Below are 22,057 nucleotides of genomic sequence, written 5' to 3'. Positions count from 1 at the left end.
TAGAGCCATGACAATAGAGCGCTCCGACCTCGTCCAGATCCCGGTTTTGCCATTACGGGATGTGGTGGTCTACCCCCATATGGTGATCCCCCTGTTTGTTGGCCGGCAGAAGTCGATCAATTGCCTCGAAGCGGCCATGGAGCAGGACAAGCAGGTTCTGCTGGTGGCCCAGAAAGAGGCTGAGCAGGACGACCCCTCGGTCGATGATGTTTACCAGCTGGGTACTGTGGCGTCGATTCTGCAGCTGCTGAAGCTGCCTGACGGTACCGTCAAGGTGCTGGTCGAGGGCAGTCAGCGTGCTCGAATTGAACAGTTTACCGATGAGGAGCCCTTTCTGGTGGCCGACGCTCGCTTTGTGGAAACAGAGCGGATGGAGGAGCGCGAGGAGGAGGTGCTGGTGCGCACCGCCATCGGCCAGTTTGAAGGCTACATTAAGCTCAACAAGAAGATTCCTCCTGAGGTGCTTACCTCCCTCAATGGCATCGATGAGGCGGCGCGCCTGGCAGACACCATGGCTGCGCACATGCCGCTGAAACTGGAGGAGAAGCAGGCGGTCCTGGAGATGGACAACGTCGCCGAGCGCCTGGAGTACCTGATGGCGATGATGGAGTCGGAGATCGACATTCTCCAGGTGGAGAAAAAGATCCGCTCCCGCGTCAAGAAACAGATGGAGAAGAGCCAGCGCGAGTACTATCTGAATGAGCAGATGAAAGCGATTCAGAAGGAGCTGGGCGAGCTGGATGATGTGCCCGACGAGTTTGAGGCACTCTCCAAGAAGATTGCCGATGCGGGCATGCCTAAAGAAGCTCAGGAGAAGGCGGAAGCCGAACTGAACAAGCTGAAGATGATGTCCCCCATGTCTGCCGAGGCCACCGTGGTGCGCAGCTACATCGACTGGATGGTGAGCGTGCCCTGGACCAAGCGCAGCAAGGTGAAGAAGGACATTGCCCGGGCTCAGGAGGTACTGGATGCCGACCACTATGGTCTGGAGAAGGTGAAGGAGCGGATCCTGGAGTACCTGGCGGTGCAATCCAGAGTCAGGCAGCTGAAAGGACCTATTCTGTGCCTGGTGGGGCCTCCAGGGGTGGGTAAGACCTCTCTGGGACAGTCCATCGCCCGTGCCACCGGCCGTAAATACGTACGTATGGCCCTGGGTGGGGTGCGTGATGAAGCGGAGATCCGCGGTCACCGTCGTACTTACATCGGTTCACTGCCTGGCAAGCTGATTCAAAAGATGGCCAAGGTAGAAGTGCGCAACCCGCTGTTCCTGCTTGATGAGATCGATAAGATGAGCTCCGACATGCGTGGAGACCCGGCGTCGGCGCTGCTGGAGGTGCTGGATCCGGAGCAGAACAACGCCTTTAACGATCACTATCTGGAAGTAGACTACGACCTGTCTGACGTGATGTTTGTGGCCACCTCCAACTCCATGAATATCCCTGGCCCTCTGCTGGACCGGATGGAGGTGATTCGCCTCTCCGGTTACACCGAAGACGAGAAGCTCAACATTGCCAAGCAGCATCTGCTCTCCAAGCAGATCAAGCGTAATGGCCTCAAGCCCGGTGAGGTGACCGTAGAAGATGACGCCATCATCGGCATCATCCGTTATTACACCCGTGAAGCGGGCGTGCGCAGCCTGGAGCGTGAAATCTCCAAGATCTGCCGTAAGGCGGTGAAGCAACTGCTGTTGGACAAGTCGCAGAAGTCGGTGACCGTCAACGGTGACAACCTCAAGGACTTCCTGGGTGTTCAGCGCTTTGATTATGGCAAGGCGGAAGAGAACAATCAGGTGGGGCAGGTGGTAGGCCTGGCCTGGACCGAGGTGGGCGGCGATCTGCTGACCATCGAAGCCACCTCCGTGGCCGGTAAAGGCAAGCTCACCTACACCGGTTCCCTGGGTGATGTGATGCAGGAGTCTATCCAGGCGGCGATGACCGTGGTGCGCTCCCGGGCAGAGAAGCTGCGCATCAATCCGGACTTCTACGAGAAGCGGGATATCCATGTGCACGTGCCCGAGGGGGCAACCCCGAAAGATGGCCCCTCTGCGGGCATCGCCATGTGCACCTCCCTGGTCTCCAGTCTCACCGGTAACCCGGTTCGCGCCGATGTGGCCATGACCGGGGAGATCACCCTGCGGGGTGAGGTGCTGCCCATCGGTGGTCTGAAGGAAAAATTGCTGGCCGCTCATCGCGGTGGCATCAAAACTGTGCTTATTCCTAAAGAGAATGCGCGGGACCTGGAGGAGATTCCGGAAAACGTGAAGAAGGATTTGGCCATCCATCCGGTCCAATGGATTGATGAAGTTTTGACCTTGGCTCTGGAAAATCCTCCGGAAGGGTTTGAATCTGTGGCCTAAAAGTGGCTAAACACCCCCCAAAATGCGCCTTTTTTAAGGCGCATTTTTGATTTTGGGGCAAAAACCGCAAAAAGGGCTTTGCAATCTCGTTTTCGCTGTGTAGTGTATGGTTTGAACCAAGGCTCAGTGCGCTATAGGGCGCGGCATGACTGGCTTTGAGCGGTATCCTGGTTTCCATGTCATGCGGCACTTTGAACGCTTGAACTTTGAAATTAGGCTTGATATAAAACTCTCCGCAGACCGCGCTAGCGTATGGAATGGCAGCGGCGCAAAATTAGAATTGAAGGGGATGAAATGAACAAATCTCAACTGATCGATCAAATCGCTTCTGGTGCTGATATTTCCAAAGCAGCGGCCAGCCGCGCTCTGGATTCCTTCATTGAAGCAATCACCGACACTCTGAAAGAGGGCGACAAGATCTCCCTGGTTGGTTTCGGTACTTTCGAAGTTCGCGAGCGTGCTGAGCGCACTGGTCGCAACCCTCAAACTGGCCAAGAGATCAAGATCGCTGCGGCGAAGATCCCTGCATTCAAGGCCGGTAAAGCGCTGAAAGACGCGGTAAACTAAGATATCTGAAGACGCTCCGACTTTTCTGAGCGTTTTTTAGTTTCGGAGTGGTAGTTCAGTTGGTTAGAATACCGGCCTGTCACGCCGGGGGTCGCGGGTTCGAGTCCCGTCCACTCCGCCAGCTATACAAAGGCGCATCCCCGATGCGCTTTTTTTTATTTTGTACCCGTATACTGGGATACAACCCCTTCCAGCTCGTTCGAAAAGAGACGTCTGATGTTAGAAAAAATTCGTGAAGGATCGCAGGGAGGCGCCGCCAAGATCATCCTGGGTGCCGTGATTCTTTCATTTGCACTGTCCGGAATCTACAGCTACCTGGGCTCCAACGGCCAGGCCAATGCCGCCACCGTCAACGGTGAAGACATCACCCGCTACGACCTGAGCGTTGCGCTGCAGAATGAGCAGAACCGCCTTCGCAACCAGATGGGCGAGATGTTTGACACCCTGGCTGCCGACCCTGCCTGGATGGCCAATGTAGAGCGTTCCGTCCTGGAGCGTATGGTCTCCGAACGCCTGATTGACCAGAAGGCCCGTGCCCTGGGTCTGCGCGTATCCGATGAGCAGATCAAGCAAGCCATCGTAGAGACCCCTGAGTTTCAGGTAGATGGCGCATTCGATAACGACCGTTACCAGGCGGTTCTGCGGCAGATCAACATGACCCCGGATCGTCTGGCGGCCACCATCGGCCAGGATCTGGTGCGTCAACAGTTGCTGAGTACCCTGTTTGGCAGTGAAATTGTGACCTCCGAGCAGGCTCAGGACCTGCTGGCCCTGCAGCAACAGCTGAGGGATGTCCGTTATCTGACCATCGCCAAGTCCGGTTACCTGGATCAGGTCAGTGTGAGCGATGAGCAGGTGCAGGCGTTCTACGACACCAATCTGGATCGTTTCGCCACTCCCGAGCAGGTGAGCCTGGAGTACATCGAGCTGAGTGCGGCTGACCTGGCCAAGGATATGGAGGTCAGCGACGACGAACTGCTGGCCTACTACGACGGCCATCAGAATCTGTATCAGAAGCCTGAGCGCCGTCTGGCGGCGATGATTCTGGTTGAAGATCGCGCCAAGGCGGAAGAGGCGCTGGCTCGCATCCAGGCCGGTGAAGCGTTTGCCGATGTGGCCAAAGCGGTCTCCGAAGATTTCTCCGCCGAGAATGGCGGTGAGCTGGACTGGTTCCAGCGCGGCATGATGGATCAGGCGTTCGATGATGCCCTGTTTGCCCTGGAGAAGGGGGCGGTGTCTGAGATTGTGGAGTCTGACTTCGGTTTCCAGATCATCCAGGCCAAGGACATTGAAACCAATGTGGCGGCGCCGTTTGACGATGTTAAGGCTGAGATTGCCGACACCGTGAAGCTTGAGAAAGCCCAGGAAGCCTTCTATGACATGCAGCAGCGTCTGGTGGATGCGGCCTTCCAGTTCCCTGAGAGCCTGAGTGACGCCTCTGCCGAAGTGGGCAAGGCGGTTCAGAGCACCGAGCTGTTTAACCGCTTCAATGCTCAAGAGCCCTTCAGCAATCCTAAGGTACTGAATGCCGCCTTCTCTGATGCCGTGGTTCTGGATCAGATGAACAGCGATGTGATCGAGCTGGGCAGTGGTCATGTGCTCGTGGTACGTGCTAAGGAATACCACGCCGCAGGCACTCAGCCTCTGGATGAGGTGCGTGAACAGATCCTGGCTCAGTTGAAGGCGGAAGAGGCCTCCAAACTGGCCGAGGCTGCCGCCAAGACCAAACTGGCTGAGCTGGAGTCCGGTGCGACCCTGGAAGGTATGGTGACGGAAACCGGCCTGGGCCGTATGGGCAAGCCTGGTGTAGATCCTCAGCTGGTGTCTCAGGTGTTTACCCTGGCTCGTCCTGCCGGTAAGCCGACCCTGGGCAGCATCAAGCTGAGCAGTGGCGACTACGCCATTGTGGCCCTGGACAAGGTGACCGACGGCGATGCTGAGCGCGCCGCTGCCGAGGCCCTGAAGTTGCGTCTGGCTGGAATGATGGGACAGGAAAACTACCAGTCGCTGATTGCCGCCCTGCGCACCAGTGCCGAGGTCAGCTACTACGCCGCCCAATAAGGGGGGGCGTCAGTCGATAAAGGCGTGGCTCCGGCCACGCCTTTTTTATTTTGGCCGGTGCACTGAATGTCGGGTCTTTCAGCTGAAATTTAGTGTCATGGGTATTTGGGGTGATGGTCGGATCTGCGGGTTTTTCCTTTCCGTAGTCGGCGCTTTTGGATAAGCTTTCCGGAAAATTTTTAGAACGGGCCTAAACTTGGGGCCGAACTCCTGCCAAAATGCAGGCACCAGACAAGGGAATTATTGATGATCATCAAGCCAAAGATTCGCGGTTTCATCTGTACCACCACTCACCCAGTTGGTTGTGAGCAGAATGTACGTGAGCAGATCGCCTACACCCAGGCCAAGGGTGCCATCGCCGAAGGCCCTAAGCGGGTACTGGTGATCGGCTCCTCCAGTGGCTATGGCCTCTCCTCCCGCATCGCGTCCGCTTTTGGCTGTGGCGCTGCCACCATCGGCGTGTTCTTTGAGAAGCCCGCCACCGAGAAGAAGCCTGGCACCGCTGGCTGGCACAACGCCGCGGCTTTCGACAAGCTGGCCCACGAGGCCGGCCTGTACGCCAAGAGCCTCAACGGTGACGCCTTCAGCCACGAGGCCAAGCAGAAAACCATCGACCTGATCAAAGCCGACCTGGGTCAGGTGGATATGGTGGTCTACTCCCTGGCCTCCCCGGTTCGTAAGATGCCAGACAGCGGAGAAGTGGTTCGCTCCGTGCTTAAGCCCAAGGGTGAAACCTACACCGCCACCGCCGTGGACACCAACAAGGATGCCCTGTTCGAAGCCTCCATCGAGCCTGCCACCGAGGAAGAGATCGCCGCCACCAAGACCGTGATGGGTGGTGAGGACTGGGAGCTGTGGATCAACGCCCTGAACGATGCGGGTGTGCTGGCCGACGGCTGCAAGACCGTGGCTTACAGCTACATCGGCACTGAGATCACCTGGCCCATCTACTGGCACGGTGCCCTGGGGGATGCCAAGAAGGATCTGGACCGTGCGGCTCATGCCCTGGATGCCAAGCTCAAGGCCAATGGCGGCAGCGCCAATGTGGCGGTACTCAAGTCCGTGGTGACCCAGGCCTCCTCCGCCATTCCGGTTATGCCTCTGTACATCGCCATGGTGTTCAAGAAGATGCGCGAAGAGGGCGTGCATGAGGGCTGCATGGAGCAGATCTACCGCATGTTCAGTGAGCGCCTCTACAAGGCGGACGGCTCTGCTGCCGAGGTGGATGAAGAGAACCGCCTGCGCCTGGACGACTGGGAGCTGCGTGAGGACATCCAGAAGCACTGCCGCGATCTGTGGGCTCAGCTGACCGACGACAACCTCAAGGAGCTGACCGACTACGTCGAGTACAAGGAGGAGTTCCTCAAGCTGTTTGGCTTTGGTGTTGAAGGCATTGACTACGAGGCCGACGTCAACCCTCAGGTTGAGTTCGACGTTATTGACATCTGAGTCGAGTGACTCTGATAGAAAAAAACCGCCCCAGGGGCGGTTTTTTTTATGCCTCGCCCTTACCGGCCAGATGATCGAAGTGGGCGTGGTCACCGCCACAGAAGGCGGGCAGCATCACTTTGGGAACGGGGGCTACTTTTGCTGGCGCTCCCCTGTAGTGTGAGCACTCATCGACGGGGCGGATGCCGGCTTCCGGGGTTTGGATGCCGGGGTAACGAAAGTCCACCAGGCGGTCCTGCCAGATCACCCAGTGATGGGGACTGCCATCCAGGGTTCCCTCCATCAGCCGGACCGCCTCCCCTTCGTGATGCAGCAGGCTGAGCACCACGGTAGAGAGTGCCAGACTGTCGAGCTTCTGAGTGGGCAGGGCGAAGAGCTGCGCGAGCAGTTGTTCTGGAGTCATGGTGATGTTCTGCTGGCCATTTCGAGGCCCCCACCATACCTAAGTGGGGGCCAGGTGACTAGAGCTGGTAGTAGAGGCTCAGCCAGGCGCTCCAGCCTATGGGGTCCTCTACACCATTATCGCCGGCCCAACCGGCCCCCATCTGCATCTTCAGGCCGTCAAACTCAGGCAGGGCATCGAAGATATAGGGAGAGAGTCCCTCCAGCCCCAGGTTGACTCCGGCCACCGGCAGGCGGTCTCCCCGGTCCATCTGATAGCTGTGATAGAAGAGTTGCACAGGCGCATTGCCGAGGCTGATGCCCAGTCGCTCCAACCGCTCTCCGGTGAGGGCTGAATGGGGCAGGGCCGGTTCCATTACCTGCCCCCAGGGGAGCCAATGGGGCGTAAGGCTGCTGGGCACGCCACCCAGCCTCAGTTGGTCTACGGGAGCGGGGCGGCCCCCAAGATCCCACAGGGCACCGTGGCCGATCAGGCGCCAATCCTGCCACCCCAGGGACAGACTGAGCTGGCTGTCGCTGCGCTGCCATTGGTCCTGGCTCTCTCCCCAGGTATGTCTGCCCTGCAACTGACTGCCCAGGGACAGGGGCCCCCGGCGCCAGCTGCCCCTCAGGCTGGCATCCAGATAGGCGGAGCTGAGGTCGGTGTCCACATCGCTGCCTCGAGCCTCCACCTTACCCAGGGTGGCGCCACCGCCCAGATGCAGCGTCATCGCCGAGCCAAAGCGTCGGTGCCACTGGCCGCCCAGGTGGGCCACCAGTCGCCGCTCATCCTGCTGTGGGGCCTGGCTCTGCGACAACTCCCCAAAGTCCTGCTTCAGGGCCAGCAGGTCCGCATTGAGGTCGACAGGCCAGCCTTGCCATCTCAGTGAGCCCTGGATGCCCTGCTGGATGCCGGAGATGTCTCCCTGGGCCAGCAATTGCCAACGCAGCCGGTTGACGGGGTCGCCGCCCTTGATGCCAACCTCCAGTGCCTGTTGCCAGGGGCTCAGCTGAGTGCCGAAGGCCATTGAGCCATACTGGGGGCCGACGCCGTAGCTTGTGGCTGGTCGCTCATCCTGGGCTGGGAGCGGCGGCTGCGGCTGAGTCTTGATGGGCGCCAGGGTGGTCCGAGCCAGCAGGCTCACGTTCATGGGCTGACGATAGAGGTTCTGTCCCTGGCTGGTGGTAGCAACGAAGTAGAGCGTCTTACCGTCGCTGCGGGGGGCAGTGGCCACCTGACGGTAACTGGTAAGCCGGGTCAGTGAGCGGTCGCTGACGTTGAAGCGGTAGCTGGCCACGCCGTTGTTATTCCCCAGGCTCAGCAGCAGGGAGTCCCGGCTCTGCCAGTTCGGATAGCTGAGGAAATTCCCCCCATTGGTCTGTGCCAGTCCCACAGCGGTTTCCTGTTGCCCGTCGGAGAGGTACAGGTCCCAGTGACCCTGGCTGTGCTTCAGATAACTCAGCTGGTTATCGCCGGGACGGTAGCCGGGAAAGTCGAGGATCTCGTTACCTGCCGCCATCACCCGGGTGGTGAGTGTGCCACTGTCCAGTTTCAGTTCCACCACACTGCTTCGCCCCCCTTGAAGTTGCAGGGCCAGCAGCTTTCCTCCCTCGGGGTGGGGGAAGGGGCGCACAAGATTCTGCCTGTGAGTCAGCCGGGTCACCTCCTGGGTGTCTAAGTGCCACAGATAGAGGTCAAAATGCCAGCGGCCCTGATCTCCCTGACTCAGTTGACTGAATACCAGCTGTGTCTCATTCAGCCAGACAGGATCGGTCATCATGCCGCTGCGACGTGGCAGGGAGTGAAGCACTTCCGGGTTAAACTGCTCGGGCTCCTTGTCCGGGATATCCTGGGGATCGGCGTCGAGCCGCTCGCGTCGTCGCTCCAGCCAGTTGTTGCGAGCGGTGTCATTGGGACTGTTGCTGTAGATCACCAGTTTCTGATTGTAGCCCTTGCGGTCCCCTTCAATCAGGGCCAGTTTTGCTCCGGAGGGGGACAGGCTGGGTGCCGACAACTGCCAGTGGTGTTTCAGCCAGAGTTCAGCGGTCTCCGCCTCGGCCGCGTATTCCTGCGTCATCGCCAGATAGGTGGTTTCTGCCACGAAGCGGCGATACAGCCGTTCGGGCTCCTGACCGAACACCCCTTCGAACGCCTGATCGAAGCTGCGCGGTTCCTTGGCCACCATCCGGGTCCATACCTGCTTGAGGCTCTCCTCTCCGTGCTGTTGTTGTAACCACAGCAGGTAGCTGGACCCCATTAGGTAGGCCATGCTCATGCCAAGGTAGCTCTCCTCATCGCCGGACAACTGTCGATAGCTGGGGAGATACCCTTCGCGGGCCCACTGCATCAAGATCCCCTGCACCAGGGCATTGGCGGGTCGGCCCTTGCCATCGTGCTGATGTTCGATCACCGTGGCATAGCCTTCAGACACCCAGCGGGGGACCTCAAGAAAGTCCACATACAGTGATTGCCAGAGCTGGGTCATGGGGGAGCGAGACTCCCTGGCCAGATGATTCAGGTGAGCCTGCTCGTGCACCAGCAGCAGGGTCGACCATTGCGGCATATGGGAGATCACAGAGTCAGAGAGTGGGGGGGTGGTGTAGAACACGGTGCGACTCCGGCCTATCACCGGCAGGGCAAATCCATTGGCCAGGTTGAGGGGGTCGCGAATGACCAGGTCGACCTTGCCGGGCAACTGATGGCCGACTGAGTCTCCGACGGCCCTTTGTAACCGGTCGGCGTCGGTGGCCAACTGCCGGGCCCAATGTTCATGCTCGGGGGTAAAGTGAATGCGGTATAACTCAGTTTCCAGAGTTTGCCATTGATGGTCGGGTGCGGCCACTCCAGGCGGCGTGAGCAACAGCCACAGCAGGGCGGCAAACAGAGCGGATCTCATGGAACACTTCCTGTGAATAACGGTGTGCAGGGGCACGAGCAGCCCGCTCGCTGCGGATCAACTCTGCCCAATCTATCCTGCCAGGCTTCCGGTTTGCAAAGCCAGCTTATTGAAGTTGCCTATTTTTTTCCCTGTTTGCCAGTTCCAGAGTCACGTTAAGCAGGTCCAGCTCCAGCGCCGTCAGGGCCTTACTGATATAGGGGATCAACTTGTCCGCATCCGCCAGGGCAGTGTGACAGGCGGCAACGCCGATGTTGAGCTGGCCGTCATAGCTGAACATGGTGATGTTCAGGCTCTGTCCCGGCAGCAACAGTGAGAAGGGCGTAATGGATCGGATGGAGGCGCCATAAAGGTAGCGTTGCTCCTTGGGGCCGGGCACATTGGAGATGATCAGATTGCTGATGGCAGGCAGCTTGGTGTCCAGACCCAGGCGACCGATCAACAGCATCAGGGCATTGGTGACCACCGACAGGTTCATGAAGGCGGTGGGCGAGAAACTCTTGGCTTCGTGTTTGATCTGCCGGCTGGAGATCATGATCTCCTTGAGGCGTTCTGTGGGCAGGTTCTGTCTCCTGCCCAGCTCAATCAGGGCCGGGGAGAAGTGGTTGTCCCGGGTGTCTCCCTCTCCCTTCATGTTCACCGGCATGATGGCCACCAGAGGTTTGTCACTGGGGTGTTGGTGTTCAATCAGGTATTGATGCAGGGCAGCGTCACAGACTGCCAACACCACTTCGTTGATGGACGCCCCGGTAAATTGACTGATGCGTCGGATGGAGCTCAGGGGCAGCCCGCCCCAGGCGATGACCCGCTCGCTGTCGGGTCCCTGATTAAACAGGGTGCGCTCAGCGGTGAAGGGGATAGGCAGGCGGCTGATACTGGGATAAAAGGCTCTGGAGAACAGTTTGCCGGTGAGCTTGGCCAGGTTGGGTAACTCCTGAACCTGATGGTAGAGGGTATGAGCGAAGTCATAAGCCAGTTTCAGTGTGGGATTGGGACTGCGGTGGCGTTGCTTGGAGAACTGCCAGAATGCCGGGCTGGCGATCGTGTCAGGGTCGGCACTGAGCATCTGTTGCATCAGGGCGCTGAGTTTCATGCCGTCGGCGCAGGCGTGATGAATTTTCACATAGATGGCGACCATTCCGCCGGTCAGCCCTTCAATCAGGTGACATTCCCACAGCGGCTTTCGCCTGTCCATCTGAGTGCTGTGAATGGATCCGAGCACGCGCTGCAGTTGATGCTCTCCCCCATGGTCATCCAGGTGATGGCGGAACAGATGCTGGTTTAGGTTCAGTCTGGCTTTTCGCTTCCAGCTTGGCCATAGCCCGGGTCCGAAGTGGAGCACTCTATTGAAAGGGGCGTGGACCTGTTCACAGCTCATCAGGTGTTCAAACAGTCTGTCCGCATAGTCTGGGCTGTCCGGCTCGACCTCGATCAGACCACCCACATGCATGGGAGTGGCGGCTGTTTCAAACAGAACAAAGGATGCATCAATCAGGGACAAGCGGGCCATGCGGACGTACTCCATGTGATCTTCGGTTGCTACCGGCCAACACCTCTCCATCGGTGCTGGTCTGTCCTCCTAAGGTATGAAGGGGACAGGCTCTGGTCAATGAGCTGGATCTAAACAAAGGAGGTTTTTTTGCCATTAACCTTAATTAATTTGAGATCTTTAGCTGCAACTGAGTGTTGCGGGATGTGATCTGGTTCAGGTTTAGCCAGGCGCTCGGTTTCGTAAGAATTTGGCCAATTAAATCAGATGGGTATAAGGAGTTAAAAATTAGTGTATTTACTCTGTTTTTACAGCGTCTTAACCGGGTGTTGGCAGATGTGTGAGGCTGTGAATAGGTGGCCCGAAAATACCATTACAGCTTGATGTTACCCTGCCGTTAACCCCAGTAAAGCGGGTTTTCCGCGTACGGATTACAAGAGTCTCAGCAACATTTAAGGGCCGATATATGAAGCTTCTCCGTCATCTCAGCATTAGCAAGAAACTGATGTTCGCCAACTTGGTGGGCATGCTGCTTTTGCTCCTTGGGGCAGGCTTTGCCCTCTACAGCCAGGTCACTGTGGTCGGCTATTACCAGCAGGTACTGCATCAAGATGTGGTGGCCAGGGAGCAGGTGCTCACCCTGGAAGTGGATTTCAAAGCGCAGGTACAGGAGTGGAAAAACGTCCTGGTGCGAACCTACAAGGAGCAGGACCGGGAAAAGTATTGGGGTAAGTACCTGAAGGTCGAGGCCAAGGTACGTGAAGACGCCGAGTCTACGCTGGCTCTGCTCAGAGAACTGGATGCCGGACTGGCCAGTAAGTTGGAGGCGTTTATCGAGGCGCACAAGGTGCTGGGACAGAAGTACCGCGAAGGCAGGGAGTATCAGTTGGCAAACGGCTATGATGCTGCCGGCACAGACACCCTGGTTCGGGGGATCGATCGTGCGCCGGCCAAGAGCCTGGATGCTCTGGTGGACGCCATGGCGGAGTCTCAGGAGAGGGCCGTGAAGGAGCATCAGCAGCATGCAGACCAGCAACTGATGTTGGCCATGGTCACCCTTGCCCTGGCTTTTTCCCTGGCACTGGTGGTGGGGGGCATGGTGAGCAACGGCTTCATCATTCGTCCCATGCGCAGCGTTGGCGAATTTCTGCGTGAGCTGGCGTCTGGGAACTTTACTACCCAGCTTACTCTGGAGCAGAAGGACGAACTGGGCAAACTGGCCGGGGATGCCAGAGAGTTGCAGCAGCAGCAGGTGGCGATCCTCAACCAGTTGCATCAGGTGTCGACTTTGCTGACCAGCCAGTCTCACACCCTGCAGCGGGAGATGGGCGAAACAGCCAGCGATATTCACGATCAAAACTCGCAGACCGACCAGATGGCCAGTGCCATGACCGAGATGGTGGCGTCCATCTCCCAGGTCAGCTCCAGTGCCCAGGTGGCGGCCAACAATGTGGCGGAAACCAACGGCCGTCTTGGAGAGAGCAAGCGCAATCTCAATGAAACCAAGCAGAACATCATCGAACTGCAGGGGGCGGTGAGCCATTCAGGGCAGGTGATGCAGCGCCTTGAGCATGAAAGTCAGGAGATTGGGGCGATTCTGGATGTGATTCGTACCATCGCAGAGCAAACCAACCTGCTGGCGCTGAATGCGGCCATCGAAGCGGCCAGGGCCGGTGAGCAGGGGCGCGGCTTCGCCGTGGTGGCGGATGAGGTGCGTTCTCTGGCGTCGCGAACCCAGGAGTCCACTCAGCAGATTCAGACCATGATTGAGCGTCTGCAGAGTGAGAGCCAGGAGGCGGTGGCGTCCATCCAGCATGGCCAGCAGTTCGCCGACGTGTGCGCCAATCAGGCCACCGAAGTGGACGAGATGCTCAGCCTGGTGACCGAAGAGGTGGGACAGCTGAGCCAGATGAATATGGAGATCGCCGCGGCTGCCGAGGAGCAGAGCCGCGTCAGCGAGGAGATCAGCCAGAATGTGCTGCGGGTTAAAGAGGTGGGAGAATCGGTGGAGCGTAATGCCACCGAGGCCCGACAGGTTGGCGAGGGGATCGCTTCCCAGGCCAATGAATTGCAGCAACTGATTGGCCGTTATCGCTTGAGCTGAATGAAGGGGCCCCGCATACGCGGGGCCTTCTTGTATGCGCAACCGGATAAGGAGGGTGCGAGCCCTATTTCAGGGAGGTTGGTCCCAAAACCGAATTCGGTTCAGGGTGACTGTCCGGGATTGTTGAACGCAGTCACAACAAAGTTTTCTGGAAACCGCTAATTTCGGCCTTTAGGGTTGAGGGAATACAAATACATAATGCATTGTCCTGTCGATCGTCAGGCCCAGGCCAACTGCCAGTCGCTATTGCAAGTGGTTGAACGACTGATTGAGGAGAAGGGCATCGTCTCCTTTAATTTCTCCGATATTGCCAAGGTTGCCGGGGTATCCCCGGACACAGTCGATGCCCTGTTTGAGAGCAAGGAGGACCTGCTGCTGTGTCTGTTTCTGCGCAGTGCCGCAGGCGGTGACATGGAGGGGGTTCTGAGCCGTTATCCTCACCTGAGTGCCCAGGAGCGTTTCCTGATCCCGATGATCTCTGTGCTGGAGATGGCCAGCCGCAATCGCACCTTCATGGCACTCTACTCCATATCCGCCAACTCCAAAGTGTGGCCGCTGGCCAGTTGTGATCGGGTTGATCGGCTCCGTGAGCGGGCCAACCGCTTTATCGAGCTGATACATCGACTGGCGAATCAGGCCAGAGAGGCGGGGGAACTGCAGGAGAGTGATGAGCGGCTGCGGCTCCTGGCCCAGATGGTGTACTTTCAGCTGTACGGTCAGGCCACCGCGTACGAAAGCCGATTGGTGAACAAATTGGATGAACAGCGACGCAGCCGCGTGCAGATGGAGAGCATCCTGACCATAGTCAATGCCTTCCACTGGAATGTGCCTGTGGATGAGCCCCTTTACCTTAAACTGGCCGAGCTGGTCTCCCGCCATATTGATCATCATGGCGATGATATTTGCTCCTGCAGTCGCTGCCTGACAGCCAATCCGCCGAGTGGTCGTCAGGCCTGATCCCCCTTCCCCGGTTCACACCGGGGCCAGCTTTCGCTACACTACTGTCTATCTATACAGTGAGTGAGCGCCATGAGACTCTACATCGCCGAAAAACCCAGCCTGGGACGGGCCATTGCCGCCGTGCTGCCCAAGCCCCACAAGAAGCATGAGGGCTACATTGAGCTGGGCAATGGCGACTGTGTCAGTTGGTGTGTCGGCCATCTGTTGGAGCAGGCGGAGCCGGGCGACTATGACGAGAGTTGGCGCTCCTGGCAGGAACAACACCTGCCCATCCTACCCAATGACTGGCAGCTCAAGACCCGCAAGGGGTGCCACAAGCAGCTGACGGTACTGCGCAAGCTGATGAAGCAGGCAGATGAGCTGGTGCATGCCGGCGATCCGGACAGGGAGGGGCAGTTGCTGGTGGATGAGGTGGTGCACCACTGCAAGGTGACCCAGGCCAAACGTCAGGGGATGAAACGGTTGCTGGTCAGCGATCTGACCCCGGCGGCGGTCACCCGTGCCCTGGGGCAGCTGCGCAGCAATCGCGATTTTGTTTCCCTGTCGGTGTCCGCCCTGGCCCGCTCACGGGCCGACTGGCTGTATGGCATCAACCTGACCCGGGCCTACACCCTGCAGGGGCGCAAGGTGAACTACTCCGGGGTACTCTCTGTCGGCCGCGTACAGACGCCGCTGCTGGGATTGGTGGTGCGCCGGGATCTGGCCATCGAGTCCTTCGTGTCCAAACCTTTCTATGAAGTTGTTGCTCATCTCACTACCGAGGCGGGCGAGGCGTTCACCGCCAAGTGGGTGCCCAGCGAGGCGTGCAAACCCTATATGGACGAGGAGGACAGGGTACTGGCACGGGGGCTGGCTCAGAACGTGGCCGGGCGCATTACCGATAAACCAGGCACCGTCTCCTCGTTGTCAAAGAAGCGTAAGAGCCAGGGGGCGCCACTGCCCTACAACCTGTCCGCCCTGCAGATCGATGCGGCCAAACGCTTTGGCTTCAGTGCCCAACGGGTGCTGGACCTGGCTCAGGCCTTGTATGAGCGTCACCAACTGATCACCTACCCCAGATCCGATAGTCGCCATCTGCCCAGCCAGCAACACGGGGACGCCCCCCGAGTCACCGCCGCCATCGCTGCCAACAGCGATGCCCTGTCACAGGCGGTGGAGGGCGCGGACACCGGCCGCAGGGGCAAGGCGTGGAACGATGCTAAGGTGGATGCCCATCATGCGGTGATCCCCACCGACAAGCGCGGCGCCGGCAGCCTCTCTGCCGATGAGAGAAAACTCTATGAGCTGATTGCCCGTCAGTACCTGCTGCAGTTCTACCCGGATTACCGCTTCGATGAAACCAAGGTGGAGGTCACCATAGGCACGGGCCTGTTCCGGGCGGGGGCCAAGGTGCCGGTGGAGATGGGCTGGAAGGCGTTGTTTCCCCAGAAGGAGAAGAGTGATGACGAGGAGAGTGCCAGGCTACCGCAACTGAATGAGGGCCAGCCGCTTCATTGCCAGCGTGGTGAGGTGCTGGAGAAACAGACTCAGCCTCCCAAGCATTTCACCGATGCCACCTTGCTGGCGGCCATGACCAACATTGCCGCCCATGTGACCGACATGGCGCTCAAGAGCATCCTCAAGGAGACCGACGGCCTGGGCACCGAGGCCACTCGCGCTGGCATCATCGAACTGCTGTTCAAACGCGGGTTTCTTACCCGCCAAGGCAAGCAGATTCGGGCCACCGAGGCGGGCAGGGCGCTGATCGCCAGTTTGCCGGAGAGTGCCACCACCCCGGATATGACCGCTCGCTGGGAGTCGGCACTGGAGTCGATACGAGAGCGTCAGCTCAGTTATCAGGGGTTTATGGGGCCGCTGACCGAACAGCTTCAGGCGTTGGTGTCCGGTGCCCGGCAGCATCTGCCGGAGTCCCTTCGAGGGGTGTCGGCCCCCAGTCGACGAGGAAGGGCGGCGACCCCCAAATCTGGTCGAGGTAGTCGTACGACTAAGGGCAGAAAAACCAGGGGTAAATCCCCGACATAGGCTGGGACGGGCGGCTGGCCAGAGCCGGATTTGTGATCTTGGTTCACTCAATTTAGGCCCCCAGGGGGGAGAATGGGGGCAGTTGAAGTCTTGGCCCGATGCGGCCCGGTGGTTTATCGCCCATGTCCCAGATAGAACAGTTGCAACAGGCCGTGCTCGGCCACATCACCAACCCCAATCTCACTCTGCCCCAAAAACAGCTGGCCCTGGCTCAGCTGGCGGAGTCGCTGTTGCCCAGAAATCCCTATGGCGAGGAGGTGGAGCGGGCGTTCGAGCGTGGCATTCTCCACGACATGTTTGAGAGTCAGAGCCCCTTTAAGCCCAGGTACGTCTTGCCGGATTACGCCAAGGCGATGGCCCAGGGCAGTGAGTTTTTGGAGCTGGCGGCCCCCCAGGATCTGGACGAGGCGTTGAATTTTCTCTCCATTCTTTATCTCAATGTGCCGTCGGTGACCGGCTATCCGGTGTTCCTCGGTCACTTGGACCAGCTGCTGGAGCCTTTCGTAGATGGGGTGAACGATGCCGAGCTGGAAAAGGCCCTGACCCTGTTCTGGCAGCGGTTGGACCGTACCCTGCCGGATTCCTTTGTTCATGCGAACCTGGGGCCCGAGGAGAGCCGGGTAGGGCGGATGATCCTCAAGGTGGATGCCAAACTGGCTCAGTCGGTGCCCAACCTGACGTTCCGCTATCAGGAGGGGGTGACCCCGGATGACCTGCTGCGCCGGGTCACCGACAACATCATCGCTTGCAACAAGCCCCATGTAGCCAACCATGAGGCGATCGATGCCGAATTTGATAAAGGCTATGGGGTGGTCAGCTGCTACAACGCCCTGCCTCTGGGCGGCGGCTCCCACACCCTGCTGCGTCTGAACCTGATGCGTTCCTTCGAGCTGTGTGATGGCAGTGAACAGGATTACATCGACAATGTAGTGCCCCGCTGCGCTGAGCTGATGGCCAGTGCCATGACCCATCGCATCCGCTTTTTGGTGGAGCAGTCCGGCTTCTTTGAGCATCACTTCCTGTGCAAGGAGGGGCTGGTCTCTCTGGGGCACTTCACTGCCATGTTTGGCCTCTATGGACTGGCGGAGCTGGTGAACTTGTTGATGGATGCCCAGGGCATGCCCGGCCGTTATGGCCTGGATCGGGAAGCCACCGCCCTGGGTGAGCGCATTGTCGCTGCCTATCGTCGCCAGGTGGACCACCTGGAGATGATCCACTGTGAAGGCGGATTGATGAGGCTGCACTCCCAGTCCGGCATCTCCTGCGACAAAGAGGAGACCGCCGGCACCCGCATCCCGGTGGGCAGCGAGCCGGATCCCCTAAGTCATATCCTGGCCTGCGCGCCCATGCATCAGTACTTTGATGGCGGCATCAGCGACATCTTCGGCCTGGACCCCACCATACGTCACAACCCCGGCGCCCTGGAGCGTCTGGTCAGCGGCGGATTTGGCATGGGGCTGAAGATGTTCACCGCCAACCTGTCGGACAACGATCTGGTTCGGGTCACCGGCTACATGGTGAAGCGATCCGACATCGACAAGTTCCGCCATCAGGCGGAGCGGCACAACTCCACCTGTTTAGGGGCAGAGGCGGTGGACGTGGTGAAGATTCTTGAGCGTCAGGCCAGGGTGGTCAGCCAGGAGCAGCACCCGGTTTCCCTGTGGAAATAAGATCTCTGTCCCCTGTGGCTCAACGACCCGGGATGGTGAGTCGCATCCTGCCCTTCAGTTGTGTGGATGGGCCGGGCAGCCGCCTGGTGGTGTTCTTCCAAGGGTGCAATATGAACTGTCCCGGCTGCCACAACCCCCAGACCATAGGTCAGTGCAACCAGTGTGGTGACTGCATCGACCACTGCCCCAATGGCGCCCTGTCCCTTGAGCGGGGCTCCGGCCAGCGCAAGCGCAAATTGTGTGACGAAAGCCAGTGTCAGAGTTGCGATCTCTGTCTGCCTCACTGTCCCAGAAGTGGTAACCCCAATGCGGTGAGCTTCGATGTGGCCTCCCTGGTGGAGCGCATTGCCCGTCATGCCCCCCTGCTCGATGGCGTCACCTTCTCCGGCGGAGAAGCCACCTTACAGCGCCAGTTTCTGGTGAGGTTGTGTGATGCCCTGGACAAGGATTGCCGCACTGCCCACCTGGGACGGTTGGTCGACTCCAACGGCCTGCTGGCGGCGGGCCACTGGCCAGCCTTGCTGGAGCGGGTGGACGGGGTGATGCTGGACATCAAGGGGATGGGTTCGGCGGTTCACAAGCGCCTGACCGGCCGGGATAACCAGCAGGTGCTGGACAGTGCCCGGCTTCTGGCCCAGACGGGTAAGCTGGCGGAGCTTCGCTGGCTGGTGGTGGAGAGCGTCAACGACGGCGACGACGAACTGACGGCACTCATCGAGCTGTACCACTCGTTGCCCAATCCCCCGGCGCTTCGCCTCAATCGCTACCAGCATCATGGGGTGGGTGAGCGGGGCCGGAGTCTGGCCCAAACCACGCCAGAGCGGATGGAGACCTTACATCGCGACCTGTCTGAAGCGGGGGTCACATTGCTGCCTATGGTGCGCCTCTGAGCTGTAAACCCGGCTGACCTTAGGGTAAGCTTGGCCACCCGTCTGTTGCTGGAATGCCTATGCCTCCTTTGACTCAAACGCCTGCCGATACCCTGGTGGTGCTCGATTTTGAAACCACCGGCCTCTCTCCCAATCAGGGGGACAGGGCCATAGAGATCGGGGCGGTCAAGCTGCAGCAAGGGCAGGTGATCGACCGGTTCCAGCAACTGATGAACCCCGGGTTTCGGGTCAGTGGTTTCATCGAAGGCTATACCGGCATCACCAACGCCATGTTGGCGGGCGCGCCTGGGTGCGATGAGGTGATGGATGCGTTTGCCGACTTCATTGACGGCTCCAACCTGGTGGCTCACAACGCGTCGTTCGATCAGCGCTTCCTGGACGCCGAGCTGGCGGCCATTGACCGGGACTATGCCGGAGATTTTGTCTGCTCCATGCTGCTGGCCCGCCGTCTCTATCCCGAGGCGCCCAACCACAAGCTGGGCTCTCTGGTGACCTTCAAATCGATTCCCCATGATGGCGTGTTCCACCGTGCTCTGGCCGATGCACAGATGACCGCCGATCTCTGGTTGGCGATGCTGGCGGATCTGCACGCTGACTGGGGCGTGCGTGCCCCCCATTTTGCCCAACTGAAGAAGTTGTCCAAGACCCCCAAGGCTCAAATTTCCAGGGTGCTTGCCTCCCTAACCTGACTCTCTTTCAGCTGTCCTGTCATCATCCGATAAACATCACGTCACTGCGTTGCATTGAGTCGCACTCACTCAGGGAGAGTGGGTGCTGTCACCGGTGGCAGCCGGTCGGGGTGGTGCCGGGTGTTGTGCTTATGTTTCGTTTGTTAATTATAAAAGTTGATTTTGAACAGTCTTTTCTCGATTAATGATTGAAATATTACATCATTTGGTCACTATCCGAGCTGCACACGTTTACGAGTGCAGCTGTTAGCCGGTGTGCTACACCGGCCGGGAAACAACAACAAGCCACCTTCAGGTGGCGTTATGACGCGAGGAAACAGGATGAAACAGCTAATTGGCCTTTCCGGGGCTCTGTTACTGCTGTCCGGTGCTGTGCAGGCACAGATAGACAATGGCGATTTTGAAACCTGGAGCAGTGGAACGCCCCAGGGGTGGACCACCATAGACAGTGGTATTCGTCTCAGTCAGTCGTCGGCTTTTGCCACCACCGGAAACAGCTCCGCTCAGGTGGAGGTGCTGACCGGAACCCAGAGTAATACCGACTTCAGGCAGTCAATTTCCGTGACTGCCGGGGTGCCCATCGAGGTGTCGGTGGATCTCTACCACACCGAAGGTAACGTCAAGGCACGCCTCTATGTGGGCACCTACCAGGGGTATTCCAATCCGGCCCTGATCGGACAGTGGCAGACACTGAGTCACAGCCATACCCCCTCCAGTAGCGGCAGCATTGAGGTGGGGCTGCGTTTCTACGATGAAAGCGGCTTCGACGGCAATGAGATTGTCTATGTGGACAACTTCCGCCCGCGTAACGACTCGACTCCCGTACCGGGTTGCAGCGACACCGAGGCGACTCTGGCACTGACCACAGATGGCTATGGCAGTGAGACCTCCTGGAGCCTGATCAATGCCCAGGACACCGAACTCTACAGTGGTAATGGCTACGGCAACAATGAGCAGGTGACCGAGACCTTCTGTCTGGCCGATGACGACTACCGGTTCACCATCAACGACAGTTATGGTGACGGACTCCTGGGCAGTGCCGGTTACCGTATCGAGATCGGTGGACAGGTGGTGGTGCAGGGGAGCCAGTTCACCTACAGCCAGAGCAGCAGCTTTACCGTGGGCACCGGCGGAGGCGATAACGGCGGCGGCGACAACGGTGGAGCCACCAACCTGGAAGCCTACTACCTGAGTGCCGAAGGCCTCACCGGCTACCCGCTCAAGAGTGAGTTGCACAACATCATCAAGGGGCATTCCTCTCAGGGGTACACGGCCCTGTGGCAGTTCTACCAGGCTAATGAGCTGGACAACTATTACGAGAATGATGGCTCCATTTTGGACATCTATTCGGAGAAGCCTGCCTCCGGGGACAGCGTCCACTTCAGCGCCGGCCAGGACCAGTGTGGCAGCTACAGCCGCGAAGGGGATTGCTACAATCGTGAGCACTCCTTCCCCAAGAGCTGGTTTGGCGGCAAGGTGGAGCCGATGAACTCTGATGTGCACCACATCTTTGCCACCGATGGTTATGTGAATGCCAAGCGCAGCAACTACCCCTATGGCGAGGTGGTCAGCGCCAGCTATACCTCAGGCAATGGCTCCAAATTGGGCACCGATGCCAGCGGCCGCACCCTGTTTGAGCCCATCGATGAGTTCAAGGGCGATCTGGCCCGAGCTTACTTCTACATGGCAACCCGCTATCAGGATAAGATTGCGGGCTGGGAGAGCAACACCAGCAATTCTGATTTGGTGCTGGACGGCAGTGCCGACCGGGTGTTTGAGCCCTGGCTGCTGGCCCTGCTGAAGACGTGGCACCTGCAGGATCCCGTCAGCCAGAAGGAGCGGGACCGCAACCAGGCGGCGTTCGATCATCAGGGCAATCGTAACCCCTTCGTCGATCACCCGGAGTTTGTGGAGATGATCTGGTAGGGCGTCAGTCGGTGAATAAGGGCCACCTACGGGTGGCCCTGTGTTTATCCGCTGTGTTTCAATTGAGGCTCCGGCATGTTGACGGGTCGGTCTGAAAGGGAGAAAAGGGTTTGACTTATAAAGGGATGCTGCTGATGGCACTGGTGAGTGCCCCAGTCTTGGCTCAGGTGGATCTGGTCAGGGTAGACAAGTCACAACGGCAGATGGAACTGCTGGAGCAGGGAGCGGTGGTGCGCAGCTACTCGGTAGCCTTTGGGGCCAATCCCCAGGGGCATAAGCAGCAGGAGGGGGATGAGAAGACCCCGGAGGGGCGCTATATCCTTGATTACACCAAGGAGGACTCCAGTTTCTACCGGGCGATGCACATTGACTACCCCAACGCCCAGGACAGGGCCGCTGCAGCAGAACACGGTGTGTCGCCTGGAGGGCTCATCATGGTGCACGGACAGCGCAACGGCCTGGGGTGGCTGGCACCCCTGACTCAATGGTTTAACTGGACCGACGGTTGCATCGCCCTGACCAACGACGAGATGGATGAATTCATGGCATTGGTGCCGGTGGGCACGCCCATCGAGATTCGCTGGTAGCGGCCCGAC

The 22,057-nt window shown here is 58.9% G+C and carries 15 protein-coding genes and 1 tRNA gene; 13 read left to right on the top strand and 3 right to left on the bottom strand.

Translation table 11 applies throughout. The features are described 5' to 3' along the window. Positions 1-7: 7 nt before the first annotated feature. The 5 genes from lon (at position 8) to fabV (ending at position 6,433) form a co-directional block, all read left to right on the top strand. Positions 8-2,356, top strand: coding sequence for an endopeptidase La (gene lon / locus G505_RS0110485; protein ID WP_028109510.1), 2,349 nt, complete (start codon positions 8-10; stop codon positions 2,354-2,356). Between the two features lie 294 nt (positions 2,357-2,650). Continuing rightward, entirely contained in the window at positions 2,651-2,923 is a 273-nt protein-coding gene (gene hupB / locus G505_RS0110480) for a nucleoid-associated protein HU-beta (RefSeq protein WP_028109509.1), read from the top strand. A 44-nt stretch (positions 2,924-2,967) separates the two neighbouring features. Then, positions 2,968-3,044 (top strand) — tRNA-Asp (locus G505_RS0110475). Positions 3,045-3,139: 95 nt separating this feature from the next. Next, a complete protein-coding gene (locus G505_RS0110470) occupies positions 3,140-4,984 on the top strand; it encodes a SurA N-terminal domain-containing protein (protein WP_028109508.1) in 1,845 nt (614 codons plus the stop codon). 246 nt (positions 4,985-5,230) lie between these two features. Continuing rightward, positions 5,231-6,433: an enoyl-ACP reductase FabV gene (fabV, locus tag G505_RS0110465; RefSeq protein WP_028109507.1), complete on the top strand. Its 1,203-nt coding sequence runs from the start codon at positions 5,231-5,233 to the stop codon at positions 6,431-6,433. Between the two features lie 46 nt (positions 6,434-6,479). Here fabV and G505_RS0110460 read toward each other — a convergent pair whose 3' ends face one another. The 3 genes from G505_RS0110460 to G505_RS0110450 form a co-directional block, all read right to left on the bottom strand. Continuing rightward, the gene (locus G505_RS0110460; protein WP_028109506.1) at positions 6,480-6,836 is read right to left on the bottom strand and encodes a hypothetical protein; all 357 of its coding nucleotides are present in this window, start codon (positions 6,834-6,836) and stop codon (positions 6,480-6,482) included. A gap of 58 nt (positions 6,837-6,894) precedes the next feature. Continuing rightward, positions 6,895-9,711, bottom strand: coding sequence for a TolB-like translocation protein (locus tag G505_RS0110455; RefSeq protein WP_028109505.1), 2,817 nt, complete (start codon positions 9,709-9,711; stop codon positions 6,895-6,897). A gap of 106 nt (positions 9,712-9,817) precedes the next feature. Next, the gene (locus G505_RS0110450) at positions 9,818-11,221 is read right to left on the bottom strand and encodes a wax ester/triacylglycerol synthase family O-acyltransferase (RefSeq protein WP_028109504.1); all 1,404 of its coding nucleotides are present in this window, start codon (positions 11,219-11,221) and stop codon (positions 9,818-9,820) included. A gap of 445 nt (positions 11,222-11,666) precedes the next feature. Between G505_RS0110450 and G505_RS0110445 the strand changes: the two genes are divergently transcribed. The 8 genes from G505_RS0110445 (at position 11,667) to G505_RS0110410 (ending at position 22,048) form a co-directional block, all read left to right on the top strand. After that, the gene (locus tag G505_RS0110445) at positions 11,667-13,304 is read left to right on the top strand and encodes a methyl-accepting chemotaxis protein (protein WP_028109503.1); all 1,638 of its coding nucleotides are present in this window, start codon (positions 11,667-11,669) and stop codon (positions 13,302-13,304) included. A gap of 198 nt (positions 13,305-13,502) precedes the next feature. Next, positions 13,503-14,261, top strand: coding sequence for a TetR/AcrR family transcriptional regulator (locus G505_RS21300; protein WP_051216068.1), 759 nt, complete (start codon positions 13,503-13,505; stop codon positions 14,259-14,261). 72 nt (positions 14,262-14,333) lie between these two features. Next, entirely contained in the window at positions 14,334-16,286 is a 1,953-nt protein-coding gene (locus G505_RS21295) for a DNA topoisomerase III (protein ID WP_051216066.1), read from the top strand. A gap of 122 nt (positions 16,287-16,408) precedes the next feature. Beyond that, on the top strand, positions 16,409-17,956 hold the full coding sequence (locus tag G505_RS0110430; protein ID WP_051216064.1) for a YjjI family glycine radical enzyme: 1,548 nt from the start codon (positions 16,409-16,411) through the stop codon (positions 17,954-17,956). Positions 17,957-17,970: 14 nt separating this feature from the next. Then, positions 17,971-18,846 carry a YjjW family glycine radical enzyme activase gene (locus tag G505_RS0110425; protein WP_157509167.1) on the top strand — a complete coding sequence of 292 codons (876 nt, stop codon included), beginning with the start codon at positions 17,971-17,973 and terminating at the stop codon, positions 18,844-18,846. A 68-nt stretch (positions 18,847-18,914) separates the two neighbouring features. Next, complete coding sequence (locus G505_RS0110420) at positions 18,915-19,535, top strand: 3'-5' exonuclease (protein WP_028109500.1); 621 nt, start codon at positions 18,915-18,917, stop codon at positions 19,533-19,535. A 321-nt stretch (positions 19,536-19,856) separates the two neighbouring features. After that, positions 19,857-21,461 (top strand): endonuclease, encoded by a 1,605-nt coding sequence (locus G505_RS0110415; protein WP_245568362.1) that lies wholly within the window; start codon positions 19,857-19,859, stop codon positions 21,459-21,461. Positions 21,462-21,571: 110 nt separating this feature from the next. Further along, a complete protein-coding gene (locus G505_RS0110410) occupies positions 21,572-22,048 on the top strand; it encodes a L,D-transpeptidase family protein (RefSeq protein ID WP_245568361.1) in 477 nt (158 codons plus the stop codon). Positions 22,049-22,057 lie beyond the last annotated feature (9 nt).

Origin of the sequence: Ferrimonas futtsuensis DSM 18154, assembly GCF_000422645.1 — a bacterium.
Lineage (GTDB): Bacteria > Pseudomonadota > Gammaproteobacteria > Enterobacterales > Shewanellaceae > Ferrimonas > Ferrimonas futtsuensis.
This window is presented reverse-complemented; position numbering and strand designations above follow the sequence as displayed.